Source organism: Rhizobium sp. BK049 (assembly GCF_014193135.1).
Classification (GTDB): domain Bacteria; phylum Pseudomonadota; class Alphaproteobacteria; order Rhizobiales; family Rhizobiaceae; genus Rhizobium.
On sequence record NZ_JACHYV010000003.1, the window covers coordinates 132,243 to 159,089 of the forward strand.

The 26,847-nt window shown below is 60.6% G+C and carries 27 protein-coding genes and 1 pseudogene; 10 read left to right on the forward strand and 18 right to left on the reverse strand.

The window, feature by feature from the left end:
• Positions 1-33: 33 nt before the first annotated feature.
• From hydA to FHT70_RS04220, 3 genes are read right to left on the reverse strand one after another with little or no spacing between them, the layout of a single operon-like run.
• Complete coding sequence (gene hydA, locus FHT70_RS04210) at positions 34-1,488, reverse strand: dihydropyrimidinase (RefSeq protein ID WP_183699128.1); 1,455 nt, start codon at positions 1,486-1,488, stop codon at positions 34-36.
• 25 nt (positions 1,489-1,513) lie between these two features.
• The gene (locus FHT70_RS04215; RefSeq protein ID WP_183699130.1) at positions 1,514-2,119 is read right to left on the reverse strand and encodes a hypothetical protein; all 606 of its coding nucleotides are present in this window, start codon (positions 2,117-2,119) and stop codon (positions 1,514-1,516) included.
• Positions 2,119-3,372 carry a Zn-dependent hydrolase gene (locus tag FHT70_RS04220; RefSeq protein ID WP_183699132.1) on the reverse strand — a complete coding sequence of 418 codons (1,254 nt, stop codon included), beginning with the start codon at positions 3,370-3,372 and terminating at the stop codon, positions 2,119-2,121. The genes FHT70_RS04215 and FHT70_RS04220 overlap by 1 nt, the downstream gene beginning before the upstream one ends.
• A gap of 299 nt (positions 3,373-3,671) precedes the next feature.
• Here FHT70_RS04220 and FHT70_RS04225 point away from each other — a divergent pair, with 299 nt between their 5' ends.
• Positions 3,672-4,316: a TetR family transcriptional regulator C-terminal domain-containing protein gene (locus FHT70_RS04225; protein WP_085779165.1), complete on the forward strand. Its 645-nt coding sequence runs from the start codon at positions 3,672-3,674 to the stop codon at positions 4,314-4,316.
• Positions 4,317-4,344: 28 nt separating this feature from the next.
• On the opposite strand, the gene FHT70_RS04230 is transcribed toward FHT70_RS04225, so the two are convergent.
• Positions 4,345-5,244 carry a LysR family transcriptional regulator gene (locus FHT70_RS04230; protein WP_183699134.1) on the reverse strand — a complete coding sequence of 300 codons (900 nt, stop codon included), beginning with the start codon at positions 5,242-5,244 and terminating at the stop codon, positions 4,345-4,347.
• A 102-nt stretch (positions 5,245-5,346) separates the two neighbouring features.
• On the opposite strand from FHT70_RS04230, the gene FHT70_RS04235 reads away from it, so the two are divergent.
• Complete coding sequence (locus FHT70_RS04235) at positions 5,347-6,369, forward strand: NAD(P)-dependent alcohol dehydrogenase (RefSeq protein ID WP_183699136.1); 1,023 nt, start codon at positions 5,347-5,349, stop codon at positions 6,367-6,369.
• 40 nt (positions 6,370-6,409) lie between these two features.
• On the opposite strand, the gene FHT70_RS04240 is transcribed toward FHT70_RS04235, so the two are convergent.
• Complete coding sequence (locus FHT70_RS04240; RefSeq protein ID WP_183699138.1) at positions 6,410-6,820, reverse strand: rhodanese-like domain-containing protein; 411 nt, start codon at positions 6,818-6,820, stop codon at positions 6,410-6,412.
• Positions 6,821-6,889: 69 nt separating this feature from the next.
• Here FHT70_RS04240 and ftrA point away from each other — a divergent pair, with 69 nt between their 5' ends.
• Positions 6,890-7,888, forward strand: a complete 999-nt coding sequence (ftrA, locus tag FHT70_RS04245) for a transcriptional regulator FtrA (protein WP_183699140.1) — start codon at positions 6,890-6,892, stop codon at positions 7,886-7,888.
• Here the strand turns inward: ftrA and FHT70_RS04250 are convergent.
• Complete coding sequence (locus tag FHT70_RS04250) at positions 7,874-9,589, reverse strand: alpha-glucosidase (RefSeq protein ID WP_183699142.1); 1,716 nt, start codon at positions 9,587-9,589, stop codon at positions 7,874-7,876. The genes ftrA and FHT70_RS04250 overlap by 15 nt on opposite strands.
• A 263-nt stretch (positions 9,590-9,852) precedes the next feature.
• Here FHT70_RS04250 and FHT70_RS30670 point away from each other — a divergent pair.
• From FHT70_RS30670 to FHT70_RS04265, 4 genes and pseudogenes are all read left to right on the forward strand, one after another.
• A pseudogene (locus FHT70_RS30670) lies at positions 9,853-10,104 on the forward strand (maltose alpha-D-glucosyltransferase); the annotation flags it as partial.
• A complete protein-coding gene (locus tag FHT70_RS04255) occupies positions 10,101-11,138 on the forward strand; it encodes a TIGR03885 family FMN-dependent LLM class oxidoreductase (protein ID WP_246721735.1) in 1,038 nt (345 codons plus the stop codon). The pseudogene FHT70_RS30670 and the gene FHT70_RS04255, both read left to right, overlap by 4 nt.
• Positions 11,139-11,207: 69 nt before the next feature.
• On the forward strand, positions 11,208-11,642 hold the full coding sequence (locus tag FHT70_RS04260; RefSeq protein ID WP_097600646.1) for a DUF6766 family protein: 435 nt from the start codon (positions 11,208-11,210) through the stop codon (positions 11,640-11,642).
• Between the two features lie 140 nt (positions 11,643-11,782).
• Positions 11,783-12,619, forward strand: a complete 837-nt coding sequence (locus FHT70_RS04265) for an SIR2 family protein (RefSeq protein ID WP_348649513.1) — start codon at positions 11,783-11,785, stop codon at positions 12,617-12,619.
• Here the strand turns inward: FHT70_RS04265 and treZ are convergent, their stop codons facing one another.
• The 5 genes from treZ to FHT70_RS04290 all read right to left on the reverse strand — a co-directional run bounded on the left by treZ (position 12,620) and on the right by FHT70_RS04290 (position 19,830).
• Positions 12,620-14,614: a malto-oligosyltrehalose trehalohydrolase gene (gene treZ, locus FHT70_RS04270; RefSeq protein WP_183699144.1), complete on the reverse strand. Its 1,995-nt coding sequence runs from the start codon at positions 14,612-14,614 to the stop codon at positions 12,620-12,622.
• Positions 14,615-14,755: 141 nt separating this feature from the next.
• The gene (preA, locus tag FHT70_RS04275) at positions 14,756-16,069 is read right to left on the reverse strand and encodes an NAD-dependent dihydropyrimidine dehydrogenase subunit PreA (RefSeq protein WP_097600644.1); all 1,314 of its coding nucleotides are present in this window, start codon (positions 16,067-16,069) and stop codon (positions 14,756-14,758) included.
• A gap of 15 nt (positions 16,070-16,084) precedes the next feature.
• Complete coding sequence (locus FHT70_RS04280; protein ID WP_183699146.1) at positions 16,085-17,446, reverse strand: NAD(P)-dependent oxidoreductase; 1,362 nt, start codon at positions 17,444-17,446, stop codon at positions 16,085-16,087.
• A gap of 400 nt (positions 17,447-17,846) precedes the next feature.
• Entirely contained in the window at positions 17,847-18,842 is a 996-nt protein-coding gene (locus FHT70_RS04285) for a sensor histidine kinase (RefSeq protein ID WP_176536356.1), read from the reverse strand.
• A 193-nt stretch (positions 18,843-19,035) separates the two neighbouring features.
• On the reverse strand, positions 19,036-19,830 hold the full coding sequence (locus FHT70_RS04290; RefSeq protein ID WP_020922074.1) for a response regulator: 795 nt from the start codon (positions 19,828-19,830) through the stop codon (positions 19,036-19,038).
• A 250-nt stretch (positions 19,831-20,080) separates the two neighbouring features.
• On the opposite strand from FHT70_RS04290, the gene FHT70_RS04295 reads away from it, so the two are divergent.
• Both FHT70_RS04295 and FHT70_RS04300 read left to right on the forward strand, forming a co-directional pair.
• Entirely contained in the window at positions 20,081-20,287 is a 207-nt protein-coding gene (locus FHT70_RS04295) for a NepR family anti-sigma factor (protein WP_011426508.1), read from the forward strand.
• A gap of 9 nt (positions 20,288-20,296) precedes the next feature.
• On the forward strand, positions 20,297-20,854 hold the full coding sequence (locus tag FHT70_RS04300; RefSeq protein WP_011426507.1) for an RNA polymerase sigma factor: 558 nt from the start codon (positions 20,297-20,299) through the stop codon (positions 20,852-20,854).
• Between the two features lie 317 nt (positions 20,855-21,171).
• Here FHT70_RS04300 and FHT70_RS04305 read toward each other — a convergent pair whose 3' ends face one another.
• The 7 genes from FHT70_RS04305 to FHT70_RS04335 form a co-directional block, all read right to left on the reverse strand.
• Entirely contained in the window at positions 21,172-21,570 is a 399-nt protein-coding gene (locus FHT70_RS04305; RefSeq protein ID WP_183699148.1) for a hypothetical protein, read from the reverse strand.
• A 9-nt stretch (positions 21,571-21,579) separates the two neighbouring features.
• A complete protein-coding gene (locus tag FHT70_RS04310; RefSeq protein WP_085779156.1) occupies positions 21,580-21,924 on the reverse strand; it encodes a DUF883 family protein in 345 nt (114 codons plus the stop codon).
• Positions 21,925-22,023: 99 nt separating this feature from the next.
• Complete coding sequence (locus tag FHT70_RS04315; protein ID WP_183699150.1) at positions 22,024-22,863, reverse strand: heme ABC transporter ATP-binding protein; 840 nt, start codon at positions 22,861-22,863, stop codon at positions 22,024-22,026.
• Between the two features lie 23 nt (positions 22,864-22,886).
• Complete coding sequence (locus FHT70_RS04320; protein ID WP_183699152.1) at positions 22,887-23,999, reverse strand: iron ABC transporter permease; 1,113 nt, start codon at positions 23,997-23,999, stop codon at positions 22,887-22,889.
• 2 nt (positions 24,000-24,001) lie between these two features.
• Positions 24,002-24,931 (reverse strand): ABC transporter substrate-binding protein, encoded by a 930-nt coding sequence (locus FHT70_RS04325; protein ID WP_183699154.1) that lies wholly within the window; start codon positions 24,929-24,931, stop codon positions 24,002-24,004.
• 11 nt (positions 24,932-24,942) lie between these two features.
• A complete protein-coding gene (locus FHT70_RS04330; protein ID WP_183699156.1) occupies positions 24,943-25,992 on the reverse strand; it encodes a ChuX/HutX family heme-like substrate-binding protein in 1,050 nt (349 codons plus the stop codon).
• 20 nt (positions 25,993-26,012) lie between these two features.
• Positions 26,013-26,186 carry a hemin uptake protein HemP gene (locus FHT70_RS04335; RefSeq protein ID WP_183699158.1) on the reverse strand — a complete coding sequence of 58 codons (174 nt, stop codon included), beginning with the start codon at positions 26,184-26,186 and terminating at the stop codon, positions 26,013-26,015.
• Between the two features lie 178 nt (positions 26,187-26,364).
• On the opposite strand from FHT70_RS04335, the gene FHT70_RS04340 reads away from it, so the two are divergent.
• Positions 26,365-26,790, forward strand: a complete 426-nt coding sequence (locus FHT70_RS04340) for a hypothetical protein (RefSeq protein ID WP_183699160.1) — start codon at positions 26,365-26,367, stop codon at positions 26,788-26,790.
• The last annotated feature ends 57 nt before the right edge of the window (positions 26,791-26,847 follow it).

The following is a 26,847-nucleotide window of genomic DNA, read 5'->3' on the forward strand; positions in this document are numbered from 1 at the left end:
CCCGGTTGATGGCCGTATCGCTATGCTCCATCGTCATACGCCGGTCGCCGGGATGCCACCGCGTTCCACTTTGCGCGGAGAGGTGATCTCCTTCCAGGTGGACAGCGCCTTGCTGACGGCTGTCACCGGTTCGCGCCTGACGAACTCGCCGTGGCCCTCGCGGGTCTTGATCGTACTTTCCTCGATTGCGACGACCCCGCGCGTCAGCGTGTAGCGCGGCAGGCCAGTCACTTCCTTGCCCTCGAAGACGTTGTAGTCGATCGCCGACTGCTGGGTCTTGGACGAGATGACCTTCGAACGGTTCGGGTCCCAGACGACGATATCGGCATCGGCGCCGACGAGGATCGCGCCCTTCTTCGGATAGATGTTGAGAATCTTGGCGATGTTGGTCGAGGTGACGGCGACGAACTCGTTCATCGTCAGCCGGCCGGTGTTGACACCATGCGTCCAGAGCATCGGCAGGCGGTCTTCGAGGCCGCCTGTGCCATTCGGGATCTTGGTGAAGTCGCCGACGCCGAAACGTTTCTGCGCCGTGGTGAAAGCGCAGTGGTCGGTCGCGACCACCTGCAGCGAACCGGAGGCGAGCCCCGCCCAGAGGCTATCCTGATGCTGCTTGCTGCGGAAAGGCGGCGACATGACGCGGCGGGCGGCATGATCCCAGTCCGGATTGGAATATTCGCTCTCGTCGAGCGTCAGGTGCTGGATCAGCGGTTCGCCGTAGACGCGCATGCCCTTGGAGCGGGCCCGGCGGATCGCCTCGTGCGCCTGTTCGCAGGAGGTGTGGACGATGTAAACAGGGCAGCCGGCCATGTCGGCGATCATGATGGCGCGATTGGTGGCCTCACCCTCGACTTCAGCCGGCCGGGAATAGGCATGCGCCTCGGGGCCGTTATTGCCCTCGGCGAGCAGCTTTGCCGACATCGAGGCGACGACATCGCCGTTTTCGGCATGCACCAGCGGCAGCGCGCCGAGCTCGGCGCAGCGCTGGAACGAGGCGAACATCTCGTCGTCATCGACCATCAGCGCGCCCTTATAGGCCATGAAGTGCTTGAAGGTGTTGATGCCCTTGTCGCGGACGATGGTCTCCATCTCCTTGAAGACCTGCTCGCTCCACCAGGTGACCGCCATGTGGAAGGAATAGTCGCAATTGGCGCGGGTGGATTTGTTGTCCCACATGGTCAGCGCTTCGAGCAGCGACTGGCCAGGGGCGGGAAGGGCGAAATCGACGACCATGGTCGTGCCGCCGGAAAGCGCCGCGCGCGTGCCGCTCTCGAAATCATCGGAGGAATAGGTGCCCATGAAGGGCATTTCGAGATGAGTGTGCGGGTCGATGCCGCCCGGCATGACAAAACAGCCGGAGGCGTCGAGCGTTTCGTCGCCCGAGAGGTTCGGGCCAATCTCGACGATCCTGCCGCCATCGATCTTGACGTCAGCCTTGTAGGTGAGGTCGGCCGTGACGATGGTGCCGTTCTTGATGACTGTGGTCATGGCTGCTGTTCCTTTTTCCTAGCTGTTACTGCTCAACTGCCATCGTGGGCGTACCACTTCGCAGGAGCGCTGCACCCTTGGCGATTAGGCTGTAGATGGCTTCCTCACTCAGCTCAGCTGGCGTGTCATGTTCTTCCCCGTAATACCAGTCGGGCTGGTCAACGACGTCAGTACCGCCGACGGACAATGACCAAAAACCATCGCTTTCGCGAAAGTAGAAATCCTTGCCATCGATCAGCCCAGTTGACTGTACGGGATGGCTGCCGTTGAGACGTTCGATCAAAATGCCGGGCATGGAAGGGCCGAGTTCGATTCGAACGACACCAGGCCCATGTCCATAGATATAATGGGTTCGATGGGCCCCATTTGTGTCGGGGTCATCCGAATTGGCCAGTTGGACCCCGGAAGGTTTATACCGCCAAAAGCTGGATATTTGCGGAAGCCTAATCCGCTCGCCTGCAGCGTTGACGCCAACGTAATAGATCTGCGCGCTAGGGACGTCGCCCCACGGTCCTTCAGTCATTGGCGCCACATTGGAGGTGGCCCATGCGAGGTCGTCGGCAGTTCGCTGAATTCCGAACTTGAAGGCATCGGCATAGTCGAGATACGTCGTTGGCAAGTCGGATGCCATCACACCACGATCTCCGCCGTCTCGACCACCGCATGGAACAGCACATCGGCTCCGGCCGTCGCCCATTCCTTGGAGATTTCTTCCGCCTCGTTGTGGCTGAGCCCGCCGACGCAGGGGCACATGACCATGGTGGCAGGCGCGACCTTGGCGGCCCAGCAAGCGTCGTGGCCGGCGCCGGAGATAATGTTCATGTGGCTGTAACCGAGCCGTTCGGCGGCGGAGCGAACCGAGGTGACGAGCTTTTCGTCGAAGGTGACCGGTGCGAAATGGCCGATCGCCTCGATGGAACAGCCGACGCCCAGCGCGTTACAGATGCCAGGCGCCTCAGCCTCGATCTTTGCCCGCATGCGATCGAGCTTGGCCTTGTCGGGCGAGCGGATGTCGACAGTGAAGACCACTTTGCCCGGCAGCACGTTGCGGGAATTCGGCGAGAAGAAGACTTGGCCGACGCCGCCGACGGCGCCCGGCTGCTCGCTCATCGCGACAGCCTGGACCATTTCCAGGATGCGCGACATGGCAAGACCGGCATTGACGCGCATGTTCATCGGCGTCGAGCCGGTATGGGCCTCCTTGCCGGTCAGCGTAAATTCCAGCCACCACAGGCCCTGACAGTGGGTGACGACGCCGATCTGCTTTTCCTCGGCTTCGAGGATCGGACCCTGCTCGATATGATATTCGAAATAGGCGTGCATCTTGCGGGCGCCGACCTCTTCGTCGCCGACCCAGCCGATGCGCTTCAACTCGTCGCCAAACAGATTGCCCTCTGGATCCCTGCGGTTATATGCGAAGTCCAGGCTGTGCACGCCGGCGAAGACGCCCGACGCCAGCATGGCAGGGGCGAAGCGTGCGCCTTCCTCGTTCGTCCAGTTGGTGACGACGATGGGGTGCTTCGTCATGATGCCGAGGTCGTTCATCGTGCGCACGATTTCGAGGGCCGAGAGCACGCCAAGCACGCCATCATATTTGCCGCCGGTTGGTTGGGTGTCGAGATGCGAGCCGACATAGACCGGCAGGGCGTCGGGATCAGTGCCGGGGCGGGTGGCGAACATCGTGCCCATGCGGTCGACACCCATGGTCAGGCCCGCCTCGTCGCACCATGTCTTGAAAAGGCTGCGGCCCTCGGCATCCGAATCCGTCAGCGTCTGGCGGTTGTTGCCGCCGGCGATTCCTGGGCCGATCTTCGCCATGTCCATGAGACTGTCCCAGAGACGGTCGCCATTGATGCGCATGTTCTCGCCTGGTGCTGCCACCATTCTTCAAGCCCTCACCTGTTTGCGGCAGTCATGCAAGGGGCATGCCCGCCTGTTCCCGTGGTCCTTTCCCGCGCCTGTTGTTGGTTTTGTCGAGCGCCGGAAAATCGCCAGTTGCCTTTGTTTTTCATCTGGCGGATATTTGACCGATTGGTAAACATTACAACTTCCACCGCGGGGCTCAAGACGAAAATCACGAAATTTGCCGATAAAAATGCGGGCAGTTGCTCAAGAAAGCGCCAGGGGTCGCCTCTGCCGAAACTTGAGGGAAGAAGTTGAATATCAAGGGGAAACAATAGCCGATGGCTATTCCGAGAGCAGCGAAGACCCAGAGGCGAACGCGAATCCAGGAGGAGAAGGAAGAGCAGATTCTGGAGGCGGCGCTCGACGTGTTTTCGGCACGCGGCTTTCGCGGTTCGACGATCGACCAGATCGCCGAAGTCGCGGGCATGTCGAAACCCAATCTTCTCTATTATTTCCGCACCAAGGAAGCGATGCACCGGGCTCTGATCGACCGGGTCCTCTATACCTGGCTGGAGCCGCTGCGGGCCTTCGACGCCGAGGGCAATCCGGAAGAAGAAATCCGCAGCTACATCAGGCGCAAGCTGGAGATGGCGCGCGATTTTCCGCGCGAGAGCCGGCTGTTCGCCAATGAGGTGCTGCAGGGCGCACCGCATATCGAGGACGAATTGAAGGGGCCGCTGAAGCAACTGGTAGACGAGAAGGCGGAGGTCATCCGCGCCTGGACGAAATCTGGCAAGATCGTTGAATGCGATCCCTACCACCTGATCTTCTCGATCTGGTCGACGACCCAGCACTATGCGGATTTCGACGTCCAGGTGCGCGCGGTGCTGGGGCAGGAACATTCCGGCGAAGGGCGCTTCGAGGATGCCGCGCGGTTTCTGGAGCAACTCTTTATTGGCGGGCTGCGGCCGGAGGGTGGCTAACAGCTCGATCTCCTGAGAAGATGCTTTTTCAGCTCATGACCGCCGGCAGTTCCGCGGCCAGCCTATCGATGGCAAGACGCACTTTCGGCAGCATCACCGGCGATCGCGGCCAGACGGCATAGGCTTCAAATATGGTGGATGGCGTATCAGTCAGAACCCGCACGAGTTCACCTGAGAGGACCTTGTCCCGCACCAGCCAGCAGGTCAGCCAGGCAAGCCCGCGGCCTTCAACCGCGGCGTCTGCGATCGAGGCGAGATCATCGATCCGCAACCGAGATTTCGGCAGAACTTCGCGTGGGGGGCCGGACGGAGCCGGGAAGGTCCAGGCCTTGTCATTATCACCCCTGCGATAGACGATACCATGATGGCGGGCGAGATCGTCGAGCGTTTGCGGGACGCCATAGTTTTCGAGATAAGCGGGCGAGGCGCAGACCGTCATGGACTGCCGGGCGATCGTTCGCGCCATCAGGTCGGGATTGTCCTTCAGCGGACCGTTGCGGACGGCAAGGTCGAAGCCGTCCTCTAGGAGATCGACGACCCGATCGCTGAAGGATAAGTCCAATTCGAGATCGGGGTGGTCGTCGAGCAGGCGGGTCAGGATCGGAGCGGCGCAATGACGTCCAAACAGCGCCGGCATCGATACCCTCAGCCTGCCGCGGACCTCGCGCCTGCCCGATTCAAGTTGGGCCTCGCCGATCCGGATTTCCTCGATGGCTTTCAGGCAGCGCTCATAGAAGAACCGGCCCTCGTCGGTCAGGCTCTGGGTCCGGGTCGTGCGGTTGAAGAGCCGGACGTCGAGTCGCTGTTCGAGCCTTGCGATCGTCTTGCTGACTGCCGAGCGGGTGAGGTGAAGCCGTTCGGCGGCGGCGGAGAAACCGCCGGCTTCGACCGTCTGGACGAAGATCGAAATCCCCTTCAATTGCTCCATCTTTGTTTCCTTTATGGCACCAGTTCGACGACATAATATCGCAACAGGCGATGAATATTCAACGATATACCTGCTGCTCCTCCAATCGAGAAGGAGCAGGAGATGCAGACGACAAAGCAGTGGCAAACCGATGCCGTTGGGCCGGAGGCCAATCTGAAGATCGGTGAAGCGAGAATTCCCGACGTGTCTGGCAGGACGATCCGGGTGCGGACGCAGGCGGTCTCCCTCAATTTCCGCGATAGGCTTGTGCTCGAAAGCGGCATGGGACTGCCGCTGCAGTTTCCCTTTGTCCCGGCTTCGGACATGGCAGGCGTGGTTGAGGCCGTCGGGCCGGATGTCACACGCTTCAAACCCGGAGATCGAGTTATCTCCACCTTTTCCCCGGATTGGATCGATGGACGCGGCCCGGGCAACGCGCGTAATCTACCCTACCAGACGCGCGGCGGCTTCCATCCGGGCGTGCTGACCGAACACACCGTGTTTTCCGAGGAGTGGTTCACGCATGCGCCGAAAACGCTCGATGCCGCTGAAGCGAGCACGCTGCCCTGCGCCGGACTGACGGCATGGTTCGCGCTGATCGAATGCGGCAAGCTCAAGGCTGGCGACAAGGTGCTGGTGCAGGGAACCGGCGGCGTCGCGCTCTTCGGCCTGCAGATCGCCAAGGCGCATGGCGCCGAGGTCTTCATCACGTCAGGCAGTAGCGAAAAGCTCGACCGGGCGCTGGCGCTCGGCGCCGATCATCTGATCAACCGGCACGAGGGCGACTGGGTGGCGCAGTTCCATCAACTGACCGGCGATTACGGCGCCGACCACGTGCTCGAAATCGTCGGCGGACCACATCTCGGCCAAGCGCTGAAGGCTGTGGCGATTAACGGCCGCATTTCGGTGATCGGCGTCCTCGAGGGTTTTGAGATCTCGGCGCCGGTGGCGCCACTGCTTCTCAAGGCGCCCGTCCTGCAGGGAATTACGGTCGGTCACCGCAGGGCACTGGAGGATCTGGTGCGCGCCGTCGACCAGACCGGGCTGAAGCCTGCTATCGACAGGCGTTATGGCTTCGAAGAGCTGCCGCAGGCCCTCGATCATCTCTATCGAGGCCCCTTTGGCAAGATCGTCATTGAGTTTTGAGACATGAGGCTCCCTGCGCATCGTGGAGGGGAGCCTTCTGTTATTCGGCAGCGATGGTTTCGGTTTCGAAGGCAAAACCCTCATCGGCCCAACCGGTCATGCCGCCGATCATCAGCTTGGCTCTGAGGCCGAGCTTGGCAAGGCGAAAGGCCGCCTTGTCGGCGCCGTTGCAATGCGGACCAGCGCAATAGACGACGAAGAGCGTGTTTCTTGCCCATTCCGACATGCGATGTGCGGTCATCTTGCCGTGCGGCAGGTTAATCGCGCCCGGCACATGGGACTGCGCAAACAGTGCCGGCGAGCGCACATCGAGAAGAACGAAATCGACCTTTCCAGCTGCGAAAGCGGCGCGGACATCCGAACAATCGGTCTCGAAGGCGAGCTTAGCGGCATAATGGGCGGCGGCGAGGTCAGGCTCGGCGGCGGGGATTTCGAAGACGGCGCTTGGCATCGGTCTTTCCTTTCGTGCTGGATTGCCCCCTGATATCGCCGATGTTAAAGCTTGGCGAAATTGGCCATCATGACTGACAGCGTAAAGATCATGCCAAAAATATCTCCGAAGACGAACGGACCGCTGGTCGCGGTGCTTGCCTATGACGGGCTCTGCACCTTCGAATTCGGGATAGCTTATGAGGTATTCGGCCTGCCGCGTCCCGAGATGGGCGAGGGGTGGTATCACTTCTCCGTCTGCGGCATCGAGCTGGGGCCGCTTCGCGCCGCCGGCGGATTGACGGTCGCGGTCGACAGGGGGCTGGAAGTGCTCGACGCGGCGGACCTGATCGTCGTGCCCGGCTGGCGGTCGATCGATGCGCCGGTGCCGGAACCGCTTGCCGCCGCTCTCAAGGCAGCGCATCAGCGCGGCGCGCGCATCATGTCGCTCTGTTCCGGCGTTGCAGTCCTTGCCGGCGCCGGACTGCTTGCCAACCGCAGGGCGACAACACATTGGCGCTATGTCAACTCGATCGCGGCGCTTTATCCCGACATCACGCTCGACGCGGATGTACTCTACATAGATGAGGGCAGCCTGCTGACAGCGGCCGGCAGCGCCGCAGGCATCGATCTCTGCCTGCATGTGGTGCGCGGCGATTTCGGCTCGGAGGCGGCAAACAGCGTCGCCCGCCGCCTCGTCGTGCCGCCGCACCGCGAAGGCGGGCAGGCGCAGTTCATCGGCGCGCCGGTTCCGGAGGAACGTGAGGGCATACGCCTCAGCCCGCTGATCGACTGGATGCGCGCAAGCCTTGCCGAGGAGCAGCCGATCAGCCTGCTCGCCAAAAGGGCCGGCATGAGCATACGCACTTTCCAGCGCCGCTTCGAAGCGACGACGGGTCTCAGCGTCGGCGAATGGCTGCTGAAGGAGCGGCTGCGCCATGCGCGCGACCTTCTCGAAAGAGAACTTGCCGTATCGCTCGACGATATCGCGATATCAAGCGGCTTCGGCACGCTGGCGACGATGCGGCACCACTTCCGCAAGCGGCTGGGCACGAGCCCGCATGCCTATCGGAAGTCATTCGGCGGTTAGCGCCTGACGGTGCCACTTGCTTCCCTTACACTCTATGGCAAAGGTCTCGTACGGCTTGAGCTCAACCGTTTCCCCGATCATGTGCACCGGTTCATAATTGCAGATCAGGCATTCTCCCTTGATGGCGAGCTCCGTCGGTAAACTCAGCGCAATAGTCCTAGCGGTGAAGTTGGCAACCACTATGAACCAGCTCCTGTCGAGCGCGCGGGTATAAACGAAGACATCCGGGTGCTGGTCGAGCCAGGACCGGTACTCCCCATAGACGATGACAGGGTGGGTTTTCCGGAGAGCGATCAGCTTGCGATAATGGTTCCAGATCGACTTCTCGTCCTTGATGGCCGCTTCGGCGTTGACCTTCGGGTAATTGGGATTGACCTCGATCCAGGGCACGCCGGTGGAGAAACCGCCGTAGGGGGCAGCACTCCATTGCATCGGTGTGCGGGCGTTATCGCGGTCGTTCTCGTTTGCGCCGCGGATGAATTCCTCCGGTGAAAGGCCGGCCTCCACGTGCAGCCTATGCATGTTGATGGTTTCGATATCGCGATACTGTGAAATCGAGGTGAAGGGGACGTTAGTCATGCCGATCTCCTCGCCCTGATAGATGAAAGGCGTGCCCTTCAGCAGATGTAGAACGGTCGCCAGCATCTTTGCCGACTCGACGTGATAGCCGCTGACATTGCCGTAGCGCGATACGGCGCGCGGCAAATCGTGATTGCCCCAGAAAAGAGAATTCCACCCATCTTCGGATAGAGCCAGCTGCCACTTGCTGAGGACGGTCTTGAGGTTCACGAGGTCGAACGGTTTCGGGCGCCATTTCCCGTAAACCGCGTCCCATTGCTGGGTGACGTGCTCGAACTGGAAGATCATCGACAGTTCCCGGCGTTCACGCCCGGAATAGAGGAGCGCCGCGCCCGGCGTGGCGCTCCAGGCTTCGCCGACCGTCAGGATGTCGCGGCTGCCGAAGGTTTTGGCATTCATCTCCTGCAGATAGTCGTGCAGGTGCGGCCCGTCCTTGACGATCTCCCGGTCCACCTGCTTGCCGATGTAGTCGATGACATCCATCCGAAAGCCTGCGATGCCGCGTTCGAGCCACCAGTTCATCATGTCATAGATTTCCGCCCGCACCCTTTCGTTCTCCCAACTGAGGTCCGGCTGGCGGCGGGAAAACATGTGCAGGTAATATTCCCCGGTGCCGGGATCGAGCGTCCATGCCGGCCCGCCGAAGGAGGATTTCAGGCCGTTGGGCGCCCCTCCGTCCGGCGCTGGCTTGCGCCAGATGTAGAAGTCGCGGAACGGGTTATTCGGCCCCTGACGGGATTGAACAAACCATGGATGCTCGTCCGATGTGAGGTTGACGACGAGATCGAGCATGATGCCGATTCCACGTTCTCTAGCTTTTGCCACCAACTGGTCGAAATCGGCGAGCGTGCCGAACTCGGGCGCGATGTCCCTATAGTCGGATATGTCATAACCGTTGTCGTCCATCGGCGACCTGTAGATCGGCGATAGCCAGATGATGTCGATCCCGAGTTTCTTCAGATAATCGAGCTTGGAGGTAATGCCCGGAATATCGCCGATGCCATCTCCGTTACAATCGCAGAAGCTGCGCGGATAGACCTGATAGACAGTTGCCGTATGCCACCATTTCGGTTGGAGAGGTGATCGCGTGGGACCTCCCAGCGGTGTCGTGGACTGATCCATCGGAAGCTTTCCTACTTGTTTGGGATCTTGGGAGAACACCGGTGGTGCGCGTGGGTTCCATCAGGCCGGACTTCATCCCAACTTCCCGTTCGTAGCCGTGGCGCGGCTCAAGGAACCCCCTCCCTCCGGAACCGTTAGAAGGTGTGGCAACAGAGATTATCGGGAGACCGTCGCGGTGCCGAACCGAAGCAGCAGCTGGTATGCATAGGCTATTCCATATTCGAAGGTACAGAACCCGTCCTAGGCAAGCACCGCGACCAGCAGTGCGGGTGCCAATGCAATGGTGGTCGGAGAGGAAGGCGGGATTCTCCAGTGCGAATGTCGGAAAACTGTGTCAGCCGATCGTCGCCGACGGACCGTTTTCCTACAAGACGGAAATCGATTTTAGCGGCATGCAGCCCAGGAAGTTCAGAGATCTCATCGGCGATGTGGAGTTCGAAGGTATCCTCCAACCACGCCCGGAGCTCGAGTCCTATGTCAACCATTGGTTTGTTTCGGAAGGAAACGGATCATGACGCTCATCGGTTATCACGCATCCCATGAACAATTTTCGCCAAGTGAGCTCCTTGGATATGTGCAGGCGGCGGAAGCTGCAGGTTTCGGCGCCGTGATGTCGTCCGATCATCTGACGCCATGGAGCGAGAGGCAGGGTCAGTCAGGCTTTGCTTGGGCTTGGTTAGGGGCGGCCCTCCAGGCGACGCGGTCTATTCCCTTCGGTATCATAACCGTCCCTATGGGCTGGCGTTATCATCCGGCGATTACTGCACAGGCCGGCGCGACGATCGCAGAGATGTTTTCCGGACGGTTGCCGTGGATCGCGGTCGGCAGCGGGCAAGCCATGAATGAACACGTCATGGGTGAACGCTGGCCTTCCAAGGCAGAAAGAAATGAACGACTGCGAGCGGCGGTCGAGATCATACGGGACTTATGGTCGGGGAAGCTTGTCAGTCGGTCAGCGCCGATCAAAGTCGATCAGGCGCGGGTCCATACCCTGTCGAACAGGCTTCCCCGCATTGTCGCCGGTGCTCTTTCGCCCGAAACGGCCGAGTGGGCGGGAGAATGGGCGGATGCGCTTATCACCATCAACCAGCCGCCCGACAAGCTCGGCGAAGTCGTCGAAGCCTTCCGCCGTGGCGGCGGGAAGGACAAGCCGCTCTATTTACAGGCGCATGTGTCCTATGCCGACTCCGAAGGCGAAGCCAGGGCAAACGCTTTCGACCAATGGCGGAGCAACGCGATTTCGGCCGCGATCTCGGAAACGCTTCGTTTGCCGGAGGAGTTCGACGAGGCGTGCCTGAAGGTGCGGCCCGAAGACATGGATGAGCATGTGCGCATCTCGGCCGATCCGCAACAGCACGTCGAGTGGCTGAAGGCCGATATCGCGATGGGATTTGAAGAGATTTATATCCACAATGTCGGGCGCAACCAGCGCGAGTTCATCAAAACCTTTGGACACGAGGTCGTGCCCGCTTTCAGCATCGGCGCGCCGATTGCTGCAGGCGATCTCTCGATCCGAGCGGACTTGGAGGGCAGGCCAGGTATCAGCTGATGAGGACTTCAAAAAGTGCGGCTGGTCGTGCACGCGCCGCCCACCGGTCGCCTGTCCAAAGGAGGTATCATGTTCAAGAAATACGCCTACGCCTGGATCACGGTCGGCTTCTTTCTATTTTCGCTCGCCGGCCATTGGTTATTTGGCTGGTTCGCCTTTGTCGGCGAGCAACAGAGCCACGGTCAAGCCCCTGATATCAATGCCTACCTGATGGAGATGAGCCGAGACACCTTTGAAAACTGGCAGTCCGAATTCTTGCAGTTGCTCTGGCAGGTCGTCGGTCTTGCCTACTTTCTCTATATCGGCTCTCCGTCTTCGAAGGAAAACGATGATCGCACCGAAGCGAAACTGGACGCTCTGATCAGATTAAATGCCGGAGAAAAAGCTGAAGCGATTATCGCCGAGATCGATAAGCACTTCATGAGAACCGGTGGACATGCGGGACCCTATGCCCACGAGCTGGAGACGCGCAGGGGCCCCCAGAGGACCGGCGACGCCACTTAGGCAGGCTCAGCTGGGCCACGGAGCTGCCGGTTCGGTTGCATCCTTGCAGCCGGCCGCTTGGGCACCTCACGGAGGTACGCTAGCGAACGGAAACAAGTCCCTCCAGACGACGTTCGATCTATGGCAGTCAGGAGGGATTCGTGCCACACGATGAACAGATAATGGCGATCGCCGGCGCGCTTGAACGCCGGCAGGCCATCTTGTTCGTTGGGGCAGGCATATCGATGAATGTCGGCTTGCCGTCGTGGACCTGCCTCATCGACCACATGTTGGTGGATCTCGGCCTGCCGTCGTCGTTCGCCGCCGAGCACGGCACCACCTATCAGGAAATCGCCGAATATTACCGGCTGAAGCACGGGTCATTGTCTCAGTTGGTCGCATGGATGAAGCGCGAGTGGCAGATTTCGCCGGAGCAACTGAGGAGTTCGGAGTTGCATCGGCTCATCGTGGAACTGGACTTTCCTCTCGTTTACACCACAAATTATGATGCAAATCTGGAAATGTCCTATGAGACATTCGAGCGGCCGTTCACCCGGATCACAAGTGCGAAAGACATGGCGGCCGCGCCAGCCGGCAAAACGCAGATCGTCAAGTACCACGGTGATTTCTCCGATCCCGACACGCTGGTGCTGACCGAGTCGGATTATTTCGATCGCCTCTCATTCGACGCTCCCTTGGATATTAAATTCAGGAGCGATGCCTTCGCCTCGACGTTGCTGTTCATCGGCTACAGCATGTCCGATCTGAATATTCGCTTTTTGCTGCATCACTTGTGGTCAACATGGCGGCGGACAGGACTGGACCGACACCGACCACCGCTTTTTCTCTTCATGCACGAGCCAACCGAAGTCCAGGTGCATGTTCTAAAGAGGTGGGGTGTTACCGTCCTCAGTGGCGAGGGCGAGAATTCAGGCCACTCCCTCGCTCAGTTCCTCGAACGTCTGCTTGAACGCCGAAGCCCGGGTGCCTGCCGTTAGCTACCGGGAGTCTCCGGCTCGCAAAATGCCGGCCTGCCATTCCTCCATTGGCACTGCCGAGGCGTTTTGCCGGTTGTCGACTTTGACGGGGGCGAGAACCAGGGCGATATCCCCGTTCAATACCCAACGCTTCTGAAAGTGATAGGGGCGGCGTCCGCTGCCACCGTAGGCGGCATCTTCACTCGACCACCAGAGATGCCATTGGTGACCTCTTGGTGAAGCAAAAAGCGGGTCCGGCAGACTGTCGATCACGAGATCATTGCCGAAGTTGATCAGCAATAGTCTCTCCTCAGACGGTTTTTCCGCGAAGAATCTGAGGAGGAAGGCGGTGCTGGAGGCGCTGGACAAGATACTGCCGTCCAATTGCCCGTCACGGGCGCAGGCTTGGCGGGAAAATGCCTTTTCCGTCTGACGCAGATTCAGCAGGTCGCGATGAAGCTGAACGACTGCCGCGTTCCTCTCCCATTCGGCCCAATCAAGCTTCACCTTGTCGAACGTCTCGCGAGCACATGGATCCGCCATGTGTCTGATGAGTTCTTCATCCCGCAGGTTCGGGAATTGACTGATAAAATCGCGCCGTCCCTGCCGTACGATGTCGGCGATTTCTCCTGTGTGATCAGCGAAATAATAGAACGGGGAAGAGGAACCAAACTCCTGCCCCTGAAAGAGCATGGGCGTCTGCGGCCCCAGCAGCTGGAGCGCCGTCAGGGCTCGAAGGCGAGCCGGCGATGTTATGTGGCCGATCCTCGCTCCTGTGCCGGAGTTAGCGACTTGATCGTGGTTTTGGAGAAAGTGTACGAAATTCCACGGCTTGAGGTCGAGCCCCGCAGTGCCCCGTGGTTTGTCCTGCCAATCATATCTTTGTCCCTGAAACAGGCAGCCATATTTGGCGGCGGAAACGAGCTCCTGAGCGGTACCACAATAATCATGAAAATAGGCTTCGTTGCGGCCCGTCAGCGCCACTGTCGCGGAGCGGTGGAAATCCTCATTCCACAAGGCGTCCAGCCCATGCCCTCCCACCTCAGCCGGCCGCACCATACTGGTTTGTTGCGGCTCATTTTCGCTGACGAGATAGATTTGACGCTGTGTCGCTGCTGCGCGAGCTTCCCTGGCGATAACCGTGACGATGTGTTCGCGGCTTGAGTCGAATAAGGCCTGCGTTGCATCGATGCGCAGTCCATCAAAATGAAATTCGTCGATCCAATAAGCCGCGTTCTTTGCGACATACTCGCGAACGCCACGGCTGTTCGGTCCATCGAAGTTGATCGACTTGCCCCACTCGTTCGAATACCGCTCGGTGAAATAGTCTGGTGTGAATTCGCAAAAACGCTCACCTTTACCGAAGTGATTGTAGACGACGTCGAGGATCACCCCAATGCCGATCCGGTGGGCTTCGTCGACAAAGGCGCGCACATCATCCGGTGGTCCATAGAGTCGGGTCGGAGCATAGAGCAACGTGCCGTCGTAACCCCAGCCGAACTCGCCTTCAAATTCGTTGATCGGCATGACTTCCAGGCAGTTGATGCCAATCGACCGGAGTCTTGCCAGCTTTTCCCTGGCCGCCGCAAAGGTCCCCTCCCTTGTGAAGGTGCCGACGTGCATCTCATAGAGAGCGGCTCCGAAGGGGGACATTCCTTGCCAATGGTGATCGCGCCACTGATACCGCGTCGGATCCACGACGACTGATGGCCCCGATGGACCCTCCGGCTGAAAACGCGAGGCAGGATCGGCAAGAAGATCAGCTGCGTCCTCAAAGTGAAACCGGTATCGCGTCCCTGCAGCCAGACCGGGCAGATAGAGGCAGAAGTAGCCGCCTTCCTCCGCCGTCATCTCGTATCCGGAACTTTCCTCGATGACGAGGAAACAGCGTTCCCTGGCAGGGGCCCATAGCCGGAACGAAACGCCGCCGGCATCAACCTCCGCTCCGATGGGGAGGCGTCGGCTCCAACGGGGGGGTGCCGGTCTCGATTTTTCGCTGCTTGAGTGGTCGTGCATGGCTCTCTCGCGGAGATCGCCTGCGCTAACTTCGGCAGCCTCATGATGTTCCCGCTTCAGGGTCGTCCATCAAGCCGGAAATCCGGATTTGCAATCTGGCGCTACGCCGCGGACGCGCTGGTCCGCGGCGTTGCGAAGCCGTCACTCCGCCGCCTGGCGGGCCATCGGATTATTCGGGTGGGTCGTCCAGTTGGCATAGTTCGGATCGACGACGCGGCCGGTGCGTTTGTCGATGGTGCCGGCGGCAAGCGGTTCCATGGTGATGCAGTTCTCGACCGGGCAGACGTTGACGCAGAGATTGCAGCCGACGCATTCCTCTTCGATCACCTCGAAATGGCGTAGCCCGTTGACGACGTTGGTGATTGCCTGGTGCGAGGTGTCTTCGCAGGCGATGTGGCAGCGGCCGCATTTGATGCAGGCATCCTGGTCGATCTTCGCCTTGGCGACGTAGTTGAGGTTCAGATACTGCCAGTCGGTAACGTTGGGCACTGCGCGGCCGGTGATGTCGTCGAGATTGCGATGGCCCTTTTCGTCCATCCAGTCGGAGAGACCCGTTATCATCTCCTGCACGATCTTGAAGCCATAGGTCATTGCCGCCGTGCAGACCTGAACGTTGCCGGCGCCGAGAACCAGGAATTCGGCCGCGTCCCGCCAGGTGGTGATGCCCCCGATGCCGGAGATGGGCATGCCATAGGTTTCGGGATCGCGTGCGATCTCGGCGACCATGTTGAGAGCGATCGGCTTGACCGCCGGGCCGCAATAGCCGCCATGGCTGCCCTTGCCGCCGACCGTCGGGTTGGGAGCGAAGTTGTCGAGATCGACCGACACGATCGAATTGATCGTATTGATCAGCGAGACGGCATCGGTGCCGCCGGCTTTGGCGGCGCGGGCGGGGCGGCGGATGTCAGTGATGTTGGGCGTCAGCTTTGTGATGACGGGCATGCGGGTGTACTGCTTGCACCAGCGCACGACCATTTCGATATATTCCGGGACCTGGCCGACGGCGGAGCCCATGCCGCGCTCCGACATGCCGTGCGGACAGCCGAAATTGAGTTCGATGCCGTCGGCGCCGGTCTCCTCGACCAGAGGCAGGATCGACTTCCAGGCCTGTTCCTCGCAGGGCACCATGATCGAGGCGATCAGCGCCCGATCCGGCCAGTTCATCTTCACCTGCTTCATTTCACGCAGGTTTGTATAGAGGTCGCGATCGGTGATGAGCTCGATATTGTTGAGGCCTAGCAGGCGGCGGTCCGCGCCGAAAATCGCGCCGTAGCGCGGGCCGTTGACGTTGACGACGGGCGGGCCTTCCTCGCCGAGCGTCTTCCAGACCACGCCGCCCCAGCCGGCCTTGAAGGCGCGCTCGACGTTATAGGCTTTGTCGGTCGGCGGCGCGGATGCCAGCCAGAACGGGTTCGGGGATTTGATGCCGACAAAATTGTTGCGGAGATCAGCCATTGTTCATTCTCCCCTTCAAGCAACCGCGACAGCCGGAGCGGCTGTTGCGGAGAGGGCGCGATGGATGGATTCAGCCGCGTCGCGGCCGTGGGCGACGGCGGAAACCGTGAGGTCCTCGCCGCCGAAGACGCAGTCGCCGCCGGCCCAGACGCCGTCGAGCGAGGTGCGGCCTTCGACGTCGACCGCGATGCGGCCGGACTCCATGCGCAGCGAACCAAGGCCCCCGGCATCAAAGGTCTGGCCGATCGCTTTGAAGATCTGGTCGGCGGCAATCACGCCGGTCTCGCCAGTGCCGACGAGACGGCCTTCGACGATCTTGGTGTATTCCACTTCGATCGCGGCAACTTTGCCGTCCTGCGACAGGATCGATTTCGGCGCCAGCCAGTGGCGGATGATGACGCCCTTCGAGCTGGCCAGATCCTGCTCGTATTCGGAGGCGTTCATGTGCTCCTTGCCGCGGCGGTAACAGATGGTCACCTCTTCGGCGCCAAGCAGCTTTGCCTGCACGGCAGCGTCGATCGCCGTCATACCGCCGCCGAGCACGACGACCCGGCGGCCGATCGCGATTTCGCTTTTGTCTTCAGCTTGGCGGAGCGCTGCGATGAAATCTACGGCGTCCTCGACGCCGGCTAGGTTTTCGCCTTCGATACGCAGCGCATTGACGCCGGCAAGACCTATGCCCAGAAAGACGGCGTCATATTGCGACTGCAGATCGGAGAGCGAAAAATCGCGGCCAAGGAGAGCGCCGTGGCGGACGTCGATGCCGCCGACCGAGATGATGTAATCAACTTCCTGCTGGGCGAAATCGTCGACCGTCTTATAGGTGGCGATTCCGTATTCATTGAGGCCGCCGGATTTTTCCCTGCCGTCGTAAATCGTGACGGAATGACCCTTCACGGCGAGACGATGGGCGGCGGCAAGACCTGCCGGGCCGGCGCCGACGACGGCGATCTTCTTTCCTGTCGCTTCGGCCCTGACATAGAACTGTTTGCCGACCTGCATGGCGGCATCGGTCGCATAACGCTGCAGGCGGCCGATCTCGACGGGCCGTTCCTCGGCCGTGTTACGCACGCAGACCTGTTCGCAGAGCTCTTCGGTGGGACAGACGCGGGCGCACATGCCGCCGAGGATGTTCTGGTCGAAGATCGTCTTGGCCGAACCCAGCGGATTGCCGGTCGAAATCTGGCGGATGAAAAGCGGAATGTCGATCGAGGTGGGACAGGCCGTCATGCACGGCGCGTCATAACAGAAATAACAGCGGTCGGCGGCGACCAGCGCCTCGTGATTGTCAAGGCGCGGATGCAGGTCGGAAAAATTAGCCTCATACTCGGCGGGCGAAAGCCGGCCAGCATGAATCCCAGTTTCCAGTCGTTCCATTGAAGTTCCCTCATTATTGGTAAACGGCCTGTGAGGGAAAGCGTAACTCAGGTTTAAAAATTTATCAAACGGTAAAATTTTGACGGATCCTCCTGGAAAGAGGTGCCGGTAAATAACTGTTTTTTAAAGATTAATTTCTTCAATTTTGACCGATGATTTATCTGAGCGTGCGGCGAGGAAAGAGCATCAGAAAAAAGATTAAAAAAAGACAATTTTTTTCGAATGGCAGGGAACCAAACTTAAGCTTCGCCGTTATTGCGGTATCCGGATGGTGATCGCATCGACCCAACATGCGCGCCCCCAACCCACTATCCGGACGTACTCACGGTCCCCTCCCGGTGAGTGAAGACAGCCGGTGCGCCGCCCTCGCACCGGCTGTTTTTCGTTGTGATGTCGCTCTTCACACTCGCTTGAAGATCTCGAATTCGGTTTCCGGAATAGTCAGCCGATATTCGATACGGCCGGGCACGAGGTTCAATTCCGCCTTGCCGTTGACCGACGAGGGTACGACACGCTCCAGCACGGTGCGGCCGAAGCTGTTATCGCTGAATTCGTGGACTTCAGACTGATCCTGCAGCACTTCGGCCCAGGCGATCTCGATCGCCTTCCTGTCGTTGATCATCGCTTCGCGGCAGTTCAACGTGATTGAGGCGGCGCCGCCTGATATTGCCCCGTAGGAAGCGGAGTTGACAATGAGCTCGTGGAGGGCGAGGCCGAGATGCACGGCGGCATTCGGCGTCAGATGGGCATTGATGCCGTAGATCGGCATGGAGCCCGATGTCTCCGGCCAGTAGGGAGCGAACTGCTTTTCAGCGAGTTCGAAGAGATAGGCGCCCCGCCAGCTCGAATCCGTGACGAGGTCCTGGGAATTCGAAAGCGATTGCAGCCTGCCGCGGAACTTGAGGAGGAAGCTGTCGAGCGAGAGCGTGTTGCGCGCTGTTTGAGTCGCAATGCCCTGAATGATAGCGAGAAGGTTCTTCGAGCGGTGCGAGAGCTCACGCAGCAGCGATTTCAGCACTTTTTCGCGATGCCGGCTTTCAGTGACCTCCGTCATCACGGACAGAAGTCCAAGCGTGCCGCGGTCGCCAGTGCGTTGGATCTTCAATTCGTAGGTACGCAGTTCGCCGTCGACATCGATTTCGACCTCGGCATTGTTGGGAATGCCAGTCTCCAGCACCTTGCGCTTCAGCGCCGTCAGATATTGTCCATGGACATCACCGAAAAGGGCGGAATCACTGCCGCCGGGCATAAAAAGCGCTGCGAAATGCGGCGGCAGATTTTCGGCGTAGAAGATTGAAAGCCGCGCGTCCTGACAGAGGATCGAAATCCCGGCGCTGCCGAGCGCCCGCTCCATCATTGCGGCTTTGCCTTCGAATGTGAAAGGCGTGCCCGACAATGGTTCAGTCGTATTCACTCGGCCGCCTTTCCCTGTGACATCTCGGAGCATCGCTGAACGGAACGCCCCGCCAGAAACCGCCTGCCAACTCTAGAATAAAGCGCTGCAAAAACCGTTAAAGCCATCGGGGCGCCCCGGTAGCACCGGAACGCCTGTCTCGGCGGTTTGGTTCCGAGAACCGGAAAATTGCGTCTCAGGCGGCTACCTTGGTCGATTCATTGAAGAAAAGCGCTTGACTGATCAGGGCTTTGACCATGTCGGGATTGAACGGTTTGGTGACGAGGAAAGTGGGTTCGGGGCGTTCGCCCGTCAAAAGCCGTTCCGGGAATGCGGTGATGAAGATCACCGGCACGCTCGACGTCTTGAGGATGTCGTTGACCGCGTCTATGCCGGAACTGCCGTCGGCAAGCTGGATGTCGGCGAGCACCATGCTCGGCTTCGTCTTGTTGTAGAGCGCGACGGCTTCGGCGTGCGTGCGGGCAATGCCGGTGACGCGATGGCCGAGGCTTTCGACCATCTGCTCTATATCCATGGCGATCAGTGGTTCATCCTCGATAATCATGATGTCGGTTGCGACCTGACGGGAGATTTCCTGCGAGGCCTTGTCGAGCAACTGCATGACATCCTGTTCATCGAGTTCGAGAATTTCCGCGATTTCTGCAACGCGGAAATTCTCCACCGACGCGAGCAGGAAAGCCTGGCGGGCGCCGGGGGAAACCTTGGACAGATTGAGTGTGGCGCGCTGTTCCCATGCATAAGGGGAAGTCGGCTCCGGAATCTGCACCGCAGTGGAACCAAACAGTTGCGTGAACAGTTTGTAAAGCGCGACCCGGTCATTGGCCGTATCCGGGAAAATCGATAAATCGGCTATAATGGCTTCAAGAACGGCAGCGACGTAAGCGTCGCCTGAAGTCTGGGTGCCGGTAAGGGCGCGGGAATAGCGACGCAGATAAGGAAGGTGCGGCGCAATTCGAGTAGAAAGTGTCATTAAAGGCTCCCGTATGCAGGCCGGTCGTAGGTTCAATGGCCAGTTAACGCTGCCTTGGTAAAAAAGTTCCGGAACGGTAGGAACTTTTTTTGTCGCGCCGCATTATTCCACCCGACAAGAAAGGGCGCGCGTAGCATTTTGATCCATGCCGCGGCAAATATCAGCGATATCGATAGTGGAACGGTCGGTGTCGGTGGTTGATCTCTTGATTGCACGCCTTTGCAACAGATAACGGTGAGAAGACGAGTTGATGACTACACGCAATAAAGAGGCGGCGGATCAGCGGAAGCTGGAGCTGCGGGCAAGCGATATTCTGGACCCGAACAACCAGATCGGCGTCAAGCTGCGGTCGCTCTATGCCGCGGCACAAGAAGAGGCGATCCCCGATCGTTTTCTCGATCTTCTCGAAAAGCTCGACCATGCTGAAATGATGGCTTCTGCCAAGATGGCCGAATAGGATCGTCGCATGGAAGAGAAACTGCAACCCAGCTTCAAGCGGGAATTGCTGGCGGCCCTCCCTAGCCTTCGCGCTTTTGCCATTTCGCTGATCGGACGGCACGATCGCGCCGACGATCTCGTCCAGGATACCATCATGAAGGCCTGGGCCAAGCAGGACCATTTCGAGATGGGCACCAATATGAAGGCCTGGCTCTTCACGATCCTGCGTAACGAACTCTACAGCCAGATGCGCAAGAGCGGTCGCGAGGTGCAGGACAGCGACGGGCTGTTCACGGAATCGATGGCCATGCATCCCTCGCAGTATGGCGCACTCGATCTGCAGGATTTCAAGAAGGCGCTCGATCAGCTGCCGCCGGACCAGCGCGAGGCGATCATCCTCGTCGGTGCTTCGGGATTTTCCTACGAGGAGGCGGCGGAAATCTGCGGCTGCGCCGTCGGCACTATCAAGAGCCGCGTCAACCGCGCGCGGCAGCGCCTGCAGGAACTGCTGCAGATTTCAGGCGAGGCCGATTTCGGCCCGGATGCGACCTCGGCGCCGCTGACATCGAAGGCTTTTGCGTTCTGAGAACAGTCATGTTCAGAGGAAGCTGGCGGCTGTTTTGGAGCGCCGGCTTCTTCGTTGTGCCCGTCCCTAAATTGCCTCAACGGGGCGACGGCAACGTGGGAGCAGCAAATGACCTGCGACGGCGGAGCAGGGCGTTGCCGCATCCCCCTTCTCCGCGGCGGGGAGAAGATGCCGGCAGGCAGATGAGGGGTGAGCGGCAAAGCCGCGAATCCGGAGCGTAAGCGAAGGGCAACAATGATGCCGTGTGGGCCCTCATCCGAACCTTCGGGCCACCTTCTCCCCGCCGGGGAGAAGGGCAGCAATCGCCATCCTCCAGCTCAATCCTCCCGCTTCGAGCCGATCAGATTGGCCGCGACGATGGCGGCCAGGACGCCGGCAGTGAGCAGCGGCTGGGCGCGGACGAGGCCGATGCCTACTGTCGCCAGAGATTCCAACGCCGCTCGGCGATCGCGGGCTCGACGTGCCTCGCGGGCGTTGATGATCGACATCACAACCAGCATGATGATTGCGATCAGCAGCGCGCCGAAGGCCAGGAAGAGGACGGCGGCGAGCGGACCGTAGATGCCGGCGAGCCAAATGGCGCCGGCGGCCACCGCCAGCGCATAGGCTGTAAGGAGGAACAGCGCGGCAAGCGCGACGAAGATGCTGTTGCGTTTGACGCGCGCAACGGTCCGATGCACGCTTGCGCCCGTGAGCAGACTGAGGATCGAGAGCATCGAGCTTCCTCAGCGACGGGCGAGGAAGGCGATGGCCAAGCCCAAAGCGGCAGCGGCGCCGATGGTTGCCAGCGGATGATTGCGCACCGTCTCGCGCATTTCGGTCGCGCCGCGCTCATAACCGTGCTGCAGCTCGCGCAGCAGTTCCTCGCTGCGGCCGAGCAGTTCCTCAAAGCCGGCGCTAGCCTGGCTGCGAATCTTCTCGCTCTGGTGGCGCGAGTTCTTGCCGACGAGGCGCGTCAGTTCGGCGAGCTCGTCGCGCAATGCCTCGATCTGTTCTTCGATGCCGGATTCAAGATGGTGGAAGGTGCCGTTGCGGCGGCTGCGGCCGGACTGGAAGATAGAATAGCTCATGGCTGTCTCCATTGGCTGGGGCGCGCGCGAGCCCGCCTGTTTCGCACGAGGGTCACCACCGTCCGTTGCATGAATGATGTCGCCCGGCATTGACCCAGATCATTGCCGACAACGTGTTGAAGGGGCAAAAGTTCCGCCCGCGCAGGCTCGGGCATGGGAGAGGGCGCTGTGGGCGAGCACGAAAGGCGTGCCATCAGCCGGGACCCGATTGATCCGCAGCGCGCAGCCAAATACCGAAAGCATCGTCTCGTCGGTCAGCACCTCTTTAACTCTACCGGCGGCGGCGAGCCGGCCGGATTTCATCAGCACGATGCGATCGGCAAAAAGTGCTGTCAGGTTGAGGTCGTGCATGACGGCAATGACGCCGCCGCCGCGCTCGCAGAACGTGCGGGCGAGGGACATGATGGTCAGCTGATGGCTGATGTCGAGGCTTGAGACCGGCTCGTCAAGCAGCAGCCAACAGGGCTTGCCATCAATGATGGGTTCCGAGATCTGGCAGAGCACGCGGGCAAGCTGCACGCGCTGCTGCTCGCCGCCGGAGAGTTCCTGGTAGAAGCGGCCTTCGAAACCGGTCAGATCGACCGAGGCGAGGGCGGCCGCCGCCGTCTGATCTTTGTCGGGGTGCGGGTTCAGGCCCGCGGTCAGGCCCATGCGGACGATCTCGCGCACAGTGAAGGGAAAGGAGATGGCGCTTGCCTGCGGCAGCACGCCGCGAATGGCGGCAAGCTGCCAGGGCTTCAGCCCCTTCACCTCATCGCCGCCGATGCGCACGGAGCCGTCATAGGCAAGCTCGCCGGAGATTGCTTTCATCGTTGTCGTCTTGCCGGAGCCGTTCGGTCCGGCGATCGCCGTCAGTTCACCGGCCTTTGCGCTGAAAGCGACGTCGCTGACGATTGATTTGCCGGAAAGGCGCACGGAGAGGCCGGACACTTCGATCATCTGCACGTCACTCGCAAGGTTGATCAGAGGGCAAGGCGCGAACGCTGCTTCAGCAGGATCCACAGGAAGAACGGGCCGCCGACCGCTGCGGTGATGATGCCGATCGGCAGCTCGGCAGGATCGACCAGGGTGCGGGCGAGCACGTCGGCGAAGATCAGCAGCGAGCCGCCGAGAAGGGCTGCGGCGGGCAGCAAGAAACGATGATCCGGCCCAATCGCCATGCGCAGGACATGCGGCACGACGATGCCGACGAAGCCGATTCCGCCGCTGACGGCGACGGCAGCGCCGGTCGCGGCCGCGACGCCGACGATCGCGACATTCTTCAGCCGCTGCACCGGCACGCCCATATGAAAGGCGGCTGCCTCGCCGAGCGTGATGGCATTGAGGCCGCGCGCCAGGAAGGGCAGGACGGTGAAGGACAGGAGAATGATCGGGCCGGCGGTGGCGATCTTCGTCCAGGTGGCGCCGGCAAGCGAGCCCATGCTCCAGAAGGTCAGGTCGCGCAGCTGCTGGTCGTTCGCCAAGTAGATCAAGAGGCCGGTGAGCGCCAGCGCAAGCGCGCCGAGCGCGATGCCGGCGAGCAGCATCGTCGCCACCGAGGTCTGGCCATGCCGTGTCGCAATCCCGTATAGCAGCAGCGTCGTCGCGAGGCCGCCGCCGAAGGCGGCCGCGGGCAGCGCATAGATGCCGAAAAACGCCTGGAGCGGGGCAGCGAGGCCGCCGCCGAGCACGATCATGGCGACCGCGCCGAAGCTTGCGCCGGAGGAGACGCCGACGAGGCCGGGATCGGCCAACGGATTGCGGAACAGGCCCTGCATCACCGTGCCGGAAACGGCAAGCGAGGCGCCGATCAGGAAGCCGAGGATCGCCCGGGGCAGGCGGATATCGAAGATGATGATGCGGTCACGGGCGCTGAGCGCCGTCTCCGTGCCCGTCATGTTGCGGATCACGTCGAGGATCGATGCATCCGAAGCGCCCGTCGTCACCGAAAACAGCATCGAGAAGACCGAGCCGGCGGCGAGCACGGCGATCGCCAGCAGGGCGAGCCGCGTCCGGTCGCCTGCCTGGCTGATATCACGCATCTCTTCCATCTGGAATGGTCGCCTTCGCTCCGTCATGGCTTGAGGCAGGGCCATGATCAGCCCCCGTAGATCGCCGCATTGAGGTCACGCACCGCGCTCGCCGTACGCGGGCCGAAGCCGAGCAGGTAGACGCCGTCCATCCGGATGATCGCCTTCTTCTCTCCGGCCGGCGTCAACGCGATTGCCGGCTGGGCCCGCAGGTCTTCGTTCTTAGTGCCGGCGCCGTCGCCGCGGTTCATCATCAGGATGATGTCGGGCTTGGCTTCAATGATCGCCTCGTCGGTCAGCGGCTTGTAGCCCGGAAATACGCCGACGGCATTGACGGCGCCGGCAAGCTTGATCATGCCGTCGGCCGCCGTGCCGGTGCCCGAGGCCATGATCCGGCCGTTCTGGGCGCTGAGGATGAAGAGAACGCGCTTGCGCTCGGCCTCCGGGCGCTTTTCGGCATCGGCGATCGCCGTGTCGAGATCGGCAGCGACCTTTTCTTCGAGCGTCTTTGCCTTGTCAGGCACGCCGAGCAGCGTGCCGACGCGGTCGATCTTGGCGATGATGCCGTCGCGGGTAAAGGCGTTCGGCACGGTCTCGAAGGGAACGCTGGCATTCTTCAGCACAACAAGCGCCTCCGGCGGACCGGAGCCTTCGACGGCGATGATCGCCGTCGGGTTCATCGCAAGGATGCCTTCCGGCGAGAGCGCCCGCATGTAACCGACATTCGGGAGCTTCAGCGCCGCCTCCGGATAGAGGCTCGTCGTGTCGCGGGCGATCAGCCGGCTTTCCTCGCCGAGGGCGTAGACGATCTCGGTGACGTCGCCGCCGACCGAAACGAGGCGCGACGTATCTAGCTTCTTTTCCTCGGCGTGAGCGGTGCGGATGAAAGTGAAGTGCTTGCCGGCCGGCGCCGTCGGGATCAGCGGCAGCGCCATGACAACAGCCGTCAAGGTTAGTTCCCATAGACGAATCCGGCGCAGATTGTTACGCATCGTCATCGCTGTAATCCTTATGCGGCTACGCTGGCTGCCCGCGGCAGGTTTTCCATGATCTCGCGCCATTCGGCGCGTTCATCGGTACCTTCCTTCCGCTTGCCGAAGAACTGGATGATCATCTCGCCCTCGGCATTGTAGGCTTCCAGCGAGGTGACGTGGCCGTCCTTCGTCGGCTTGCGCACGGCCCAGGTCTCGGCGATGTGATCCTGGCGCAGATGCAGGTGGAAGGTCGGGTCCATGATGTTGATCCAGGGACCCATCGTCTGCACGTTGAAGATCGGGCCGGAATGGATCTGGACGATCCCGCTATTGGCGACGAAGCACATGATCGGCAGGCCCGATTTTACCGAAACATGCATCATTTCCGCCGTCGCTGTGTTGTCGAGCTTCCAGGCATAGTCGTCGCCGACGGTGCGCACAGCCGCCTGGCGGCCGATCTTCAGGCGCTTCAGCATGCCGAAGAATTCGTGGGTATCGGTGAGCTTGCTCCAGTTGTCGCGCAGCTCGTCGCGGCTGACGTCGGCGGTCTCGTCGGCTGCATTCGAGCTCTCGGCCTCGACGAATTCCTGCGACTGTTCTTCGAGCTTCAGCTCAGCGACGATCGCGTGATAGGCCTCGATATTCGAATTCGGACGCAGATGCACCTTGTGCACGGCGTTGCCCGCCTTGTCGAAATATTGCAGGCTGAGACGCTCCTGTTCGCCATCCTTCTTGGAGACGGCAAAGCCACGCCCCCAGCGGTTGGGGAAGATGCGCAGGTCGATGTTCTCGCCGAGGACGATCGCGGCCTGGGCGCCGCTCTTGATGTTTTCGAAGACGCCGATCTTTTCGTGCACGGCGCTTTCGTTGCGCGACAGCGCCATCACTTCGCCGAGACGTTCCACGCGTTCGAGAAGCTTCGCCGCGCTGCCATCGATGCGGGTCACGCTGATGCCGGTTTCGGCGGCGACGAGGGCTGCCTCGGAAATCTTCAGCTGGGCGGCGATATCGCGCTCGCGCATTTTTGGGTTTTCGGCGCGAAATGCACGGATTTCGGCTGGCGCCGGTCTTTTCTGCTCAGTCATGTCTTACCTGTTTATTGGCCCTATTTATTGAGAATGAGCTTGCCCTGGCGGGTAATCTTCAGGCGGTAAACCAGCCCGTCGTGTCTGATCATGATCTCGTTCGTGCCGCGGAAAAGATCCGCGCTTTCGATGATCCGGTGCTGCGCCGCAGGCTCGCTCTGCAGCGCCATGTCCTTAAAGTTATCAACCATCATTTCGGTTTGGCATTTCCGTGAGGCCGGGGATCTGAAGGTCTCCGGTCGTGTCTAATATTAACTTGACTTTCTTACTCATAGTTTTTTAAAGACGCAATAGGAGACTAACGTAGTCAAGTTTTTGAGATTGCTGATGCGAAGCCGTCCGCCGACGGCTCGCGACAATGCGGAGACGATTATGACTGGTAGGTTTGCGGCCGTTGCGGCCGGCTTGGTGATGATGGTTGCAATCGCAGCCCACGCGCAGGAGGCGGCGCCCGCAGCCTCCCTCGATGTCGAACTCAATGCGCTGGCGCCCTCGCAGAAGGGCTGCATGATGACCTTCGTGGCGCTCAACAAGCTACCCGCCGCCATCGACAAGGTTTCCTTCGAGCTTGCCTTCTTCAACGACAAGAATGCCGTCGACCGGATCACCGTTCTCGACTTCCGCGATCTGCCGCAAGGCAAGAAGCGCGTGCGCCAGTTCGACATGCCGAATGTCAAATGCGAGAGCGTGACCCGCATCCTGATCAACGACACACCGGTCTGCGACGGGCCGGTCGCCGGTGGATGCATGAAGGGTCTCGTCACTCGCTCGCAGATCTCCGTTCCCTTCGAAGGTTAGAGCATTTCCGTGCGCGGAAATGCTGACGCAAAACCGCTGCGCACTTTTGCTGGAATT

Excerpts from the sequence above, each read along its gene's own strand:
- FHT70_RS04325 (WP_183699154.1), bottom strand. The coding sequence starts at position 24,931 with ATGACGATGCGTAACAATCTGCGCCGGATTCGTCTATGGGAACTAACC.
- FHT70_RS04260 (WP_097600646.1), top strand. The coding sequence starts at position 11,208 with ATGTTCAAGAAATACGCCTACGCCTGGATCACGGTCGGCTTCTTTCTA.
- FHT70_RS04330 (WP_183699156.1), bottom strand. The coding sequence starts at position 25,992 with ATGACTGAGCAGAAAAGACCGGCGCCAGCCGAAATCCGTGCATTTCGC.
- FHT70_RS04220 (WP_183699132.1), bottom strand. The coding sequence starts at position 3,372 with ATGGTGGCAGCACCAGGCGAGAACATGCGCATCAATGGCGACCGTCTC.
- FHT70_RS04235 (WP_183699136.1), top strand. The coding sequence starts at position 5,347 with ATGCAGACGACAAAGCAGTGGCAAACCGATGCCGTTGGGCCGGAGGCC.
- FHT70_RS04290 (WP_020922074.1), bottom strand. The coding sequence starts at position 19,830 with ATGACACTTTCTACTCGAATTGCGCCGCACCTTCCTTATCTGCGTCGC.
- FHT70_RS04315 (WP_183699150.1), bottom strand. The coding sequence starts at position 22,863 with ATGATCGAAGTGTCCGGCCTCTCCGTGCGCCTTTCCGGCAAATCAATC.
- FHT70_RS04230 (WP_183699134.1), bottom strand. The coding sequence starts at position 5,244 with ATGGAGCAATTGAAGGGGATTTCGATCTTCGTCCAGACGGTCGAAGCC.
- FHT70_RS04310 (WP_085779156.1), bottom strand. The coding sequence starts at position 21,924 with ATGAGCTATTCTATCTTCCAGTCCGGCCGCAGCCGCCGCAACGGCACC.
- FHT70_RS04240 (WP_183699138.1), bottom strand. The coding sequence starts at position 6,820 with ATGCCAAGCGCCGTCTTCGAAATCCCCGCCGCCGAGCCTGACCTCGCC.
- FHT70_RS04250 (WP_183699142.1), bottom strand. The coding sequence starts at position 9,589 with ATGGATCAGTCCACGACACCGCTGGGAGGTCCCACGCGATCACCTCTC.
- FHT70_RS04225 (WP_085779165.1), top strand. The coding sequence starts at position 3,672 with ATGGCTATTCCGAGAGCAGCGAAGACCCAGAGGCGAACGCGAATCCAG.
- FHT70_RS04340 (WP_183699160.1), top strand. The coding sequence starts at position 26,365 with ATGACTGGTAGGTTTGCGGCCGTTGCGGCCGGCTTGGTGATGATGGTT.
- ftrA (WP_183699140.1), top strand. The coding sequence starts at position 6,890 with ATGACTGACAGCGTAAAGATCATGCCAAAAATATCTCCGAAGACGAAC.
- FHT70_RS04255 (WP_246721735.1), top strand. The coding sequence starts at position 10,101 with ATGACGCTCATCGGTTATCACGCATCCCATGAACAATTTTCGCCAAGT.
- FHT70_RS04335 (WP_183699158.1), bottom strand. The coding sequence starts at position 26,186 with ATGATGGTTGATAACTTTAAGGACATGGCGCTGCAGAGCGAGCCTGCG.
- FHT70_RS04280 (WP_183699146.1), bottom strand. The coding sequence starts at position 17,446 with ATGGAACGACTGGAAACTGGGATTCATGCTGGCCGGCTTTCGCCCGCC.
- FHT70_RS04320 (WP_183699152.1), bottom strand. The coding sequence starts at position 23,999 with ATGGCCCTGCCTCAAGCCATGACGGAGCGAAGGCGACCATTCCAGATG.
- FHT70_RS04305 (WP_183699148.1), bottom strand. The coding sequence starts at position 21,570 with ATGCTCTCGATCCTCAGTCTGCTCACGGGCGCAAGCGTGCATCGGACC.
- treZ (WP_183699144.1), bottom strand. The coding sequence starts at position 14,614 with ATGCACGACCACTCAAGCAGCGAAAAATCGAGACCGGCACCCCCCCGT.
- FHT70_RS04300 (WP_011426507.1), top strand. The coding sequence starts at position 20,297 with ATGGAAGAGAAACTGCAACCCAGCTTCAAGCGGGAATTGCTGGCGGCC.
- preA (WP_097600644.1), bottom strand. The coding sequence starts at position 16,069 with ATGGCTGATCTCCGCAACAATTTTGTCGGCATCAAATCCCCGAACCCG.
- FHT70_RS04215 (WP_183699130.1), bottom strand. The coding sequence starts at position 2,119 with ATGGCATCCGACTTGCCAACGACGTATCTCGACTATGCCGATGCCTTC.
- hydA (WP_183699128.1), bottom strand. The coding sequence starts at position 1,488 with ATGACCACAGTCATCAAGAACGGCACCATCGTCACGGCCGACCTCACC.
- FHT70_RS04295 (WP_011426508.1), top strand. The coding sequence starts at position 20,081 with ATGACTACACGCAATAAAGAGGCGGCGGATCAGCGGAAGCTGGAGCTG.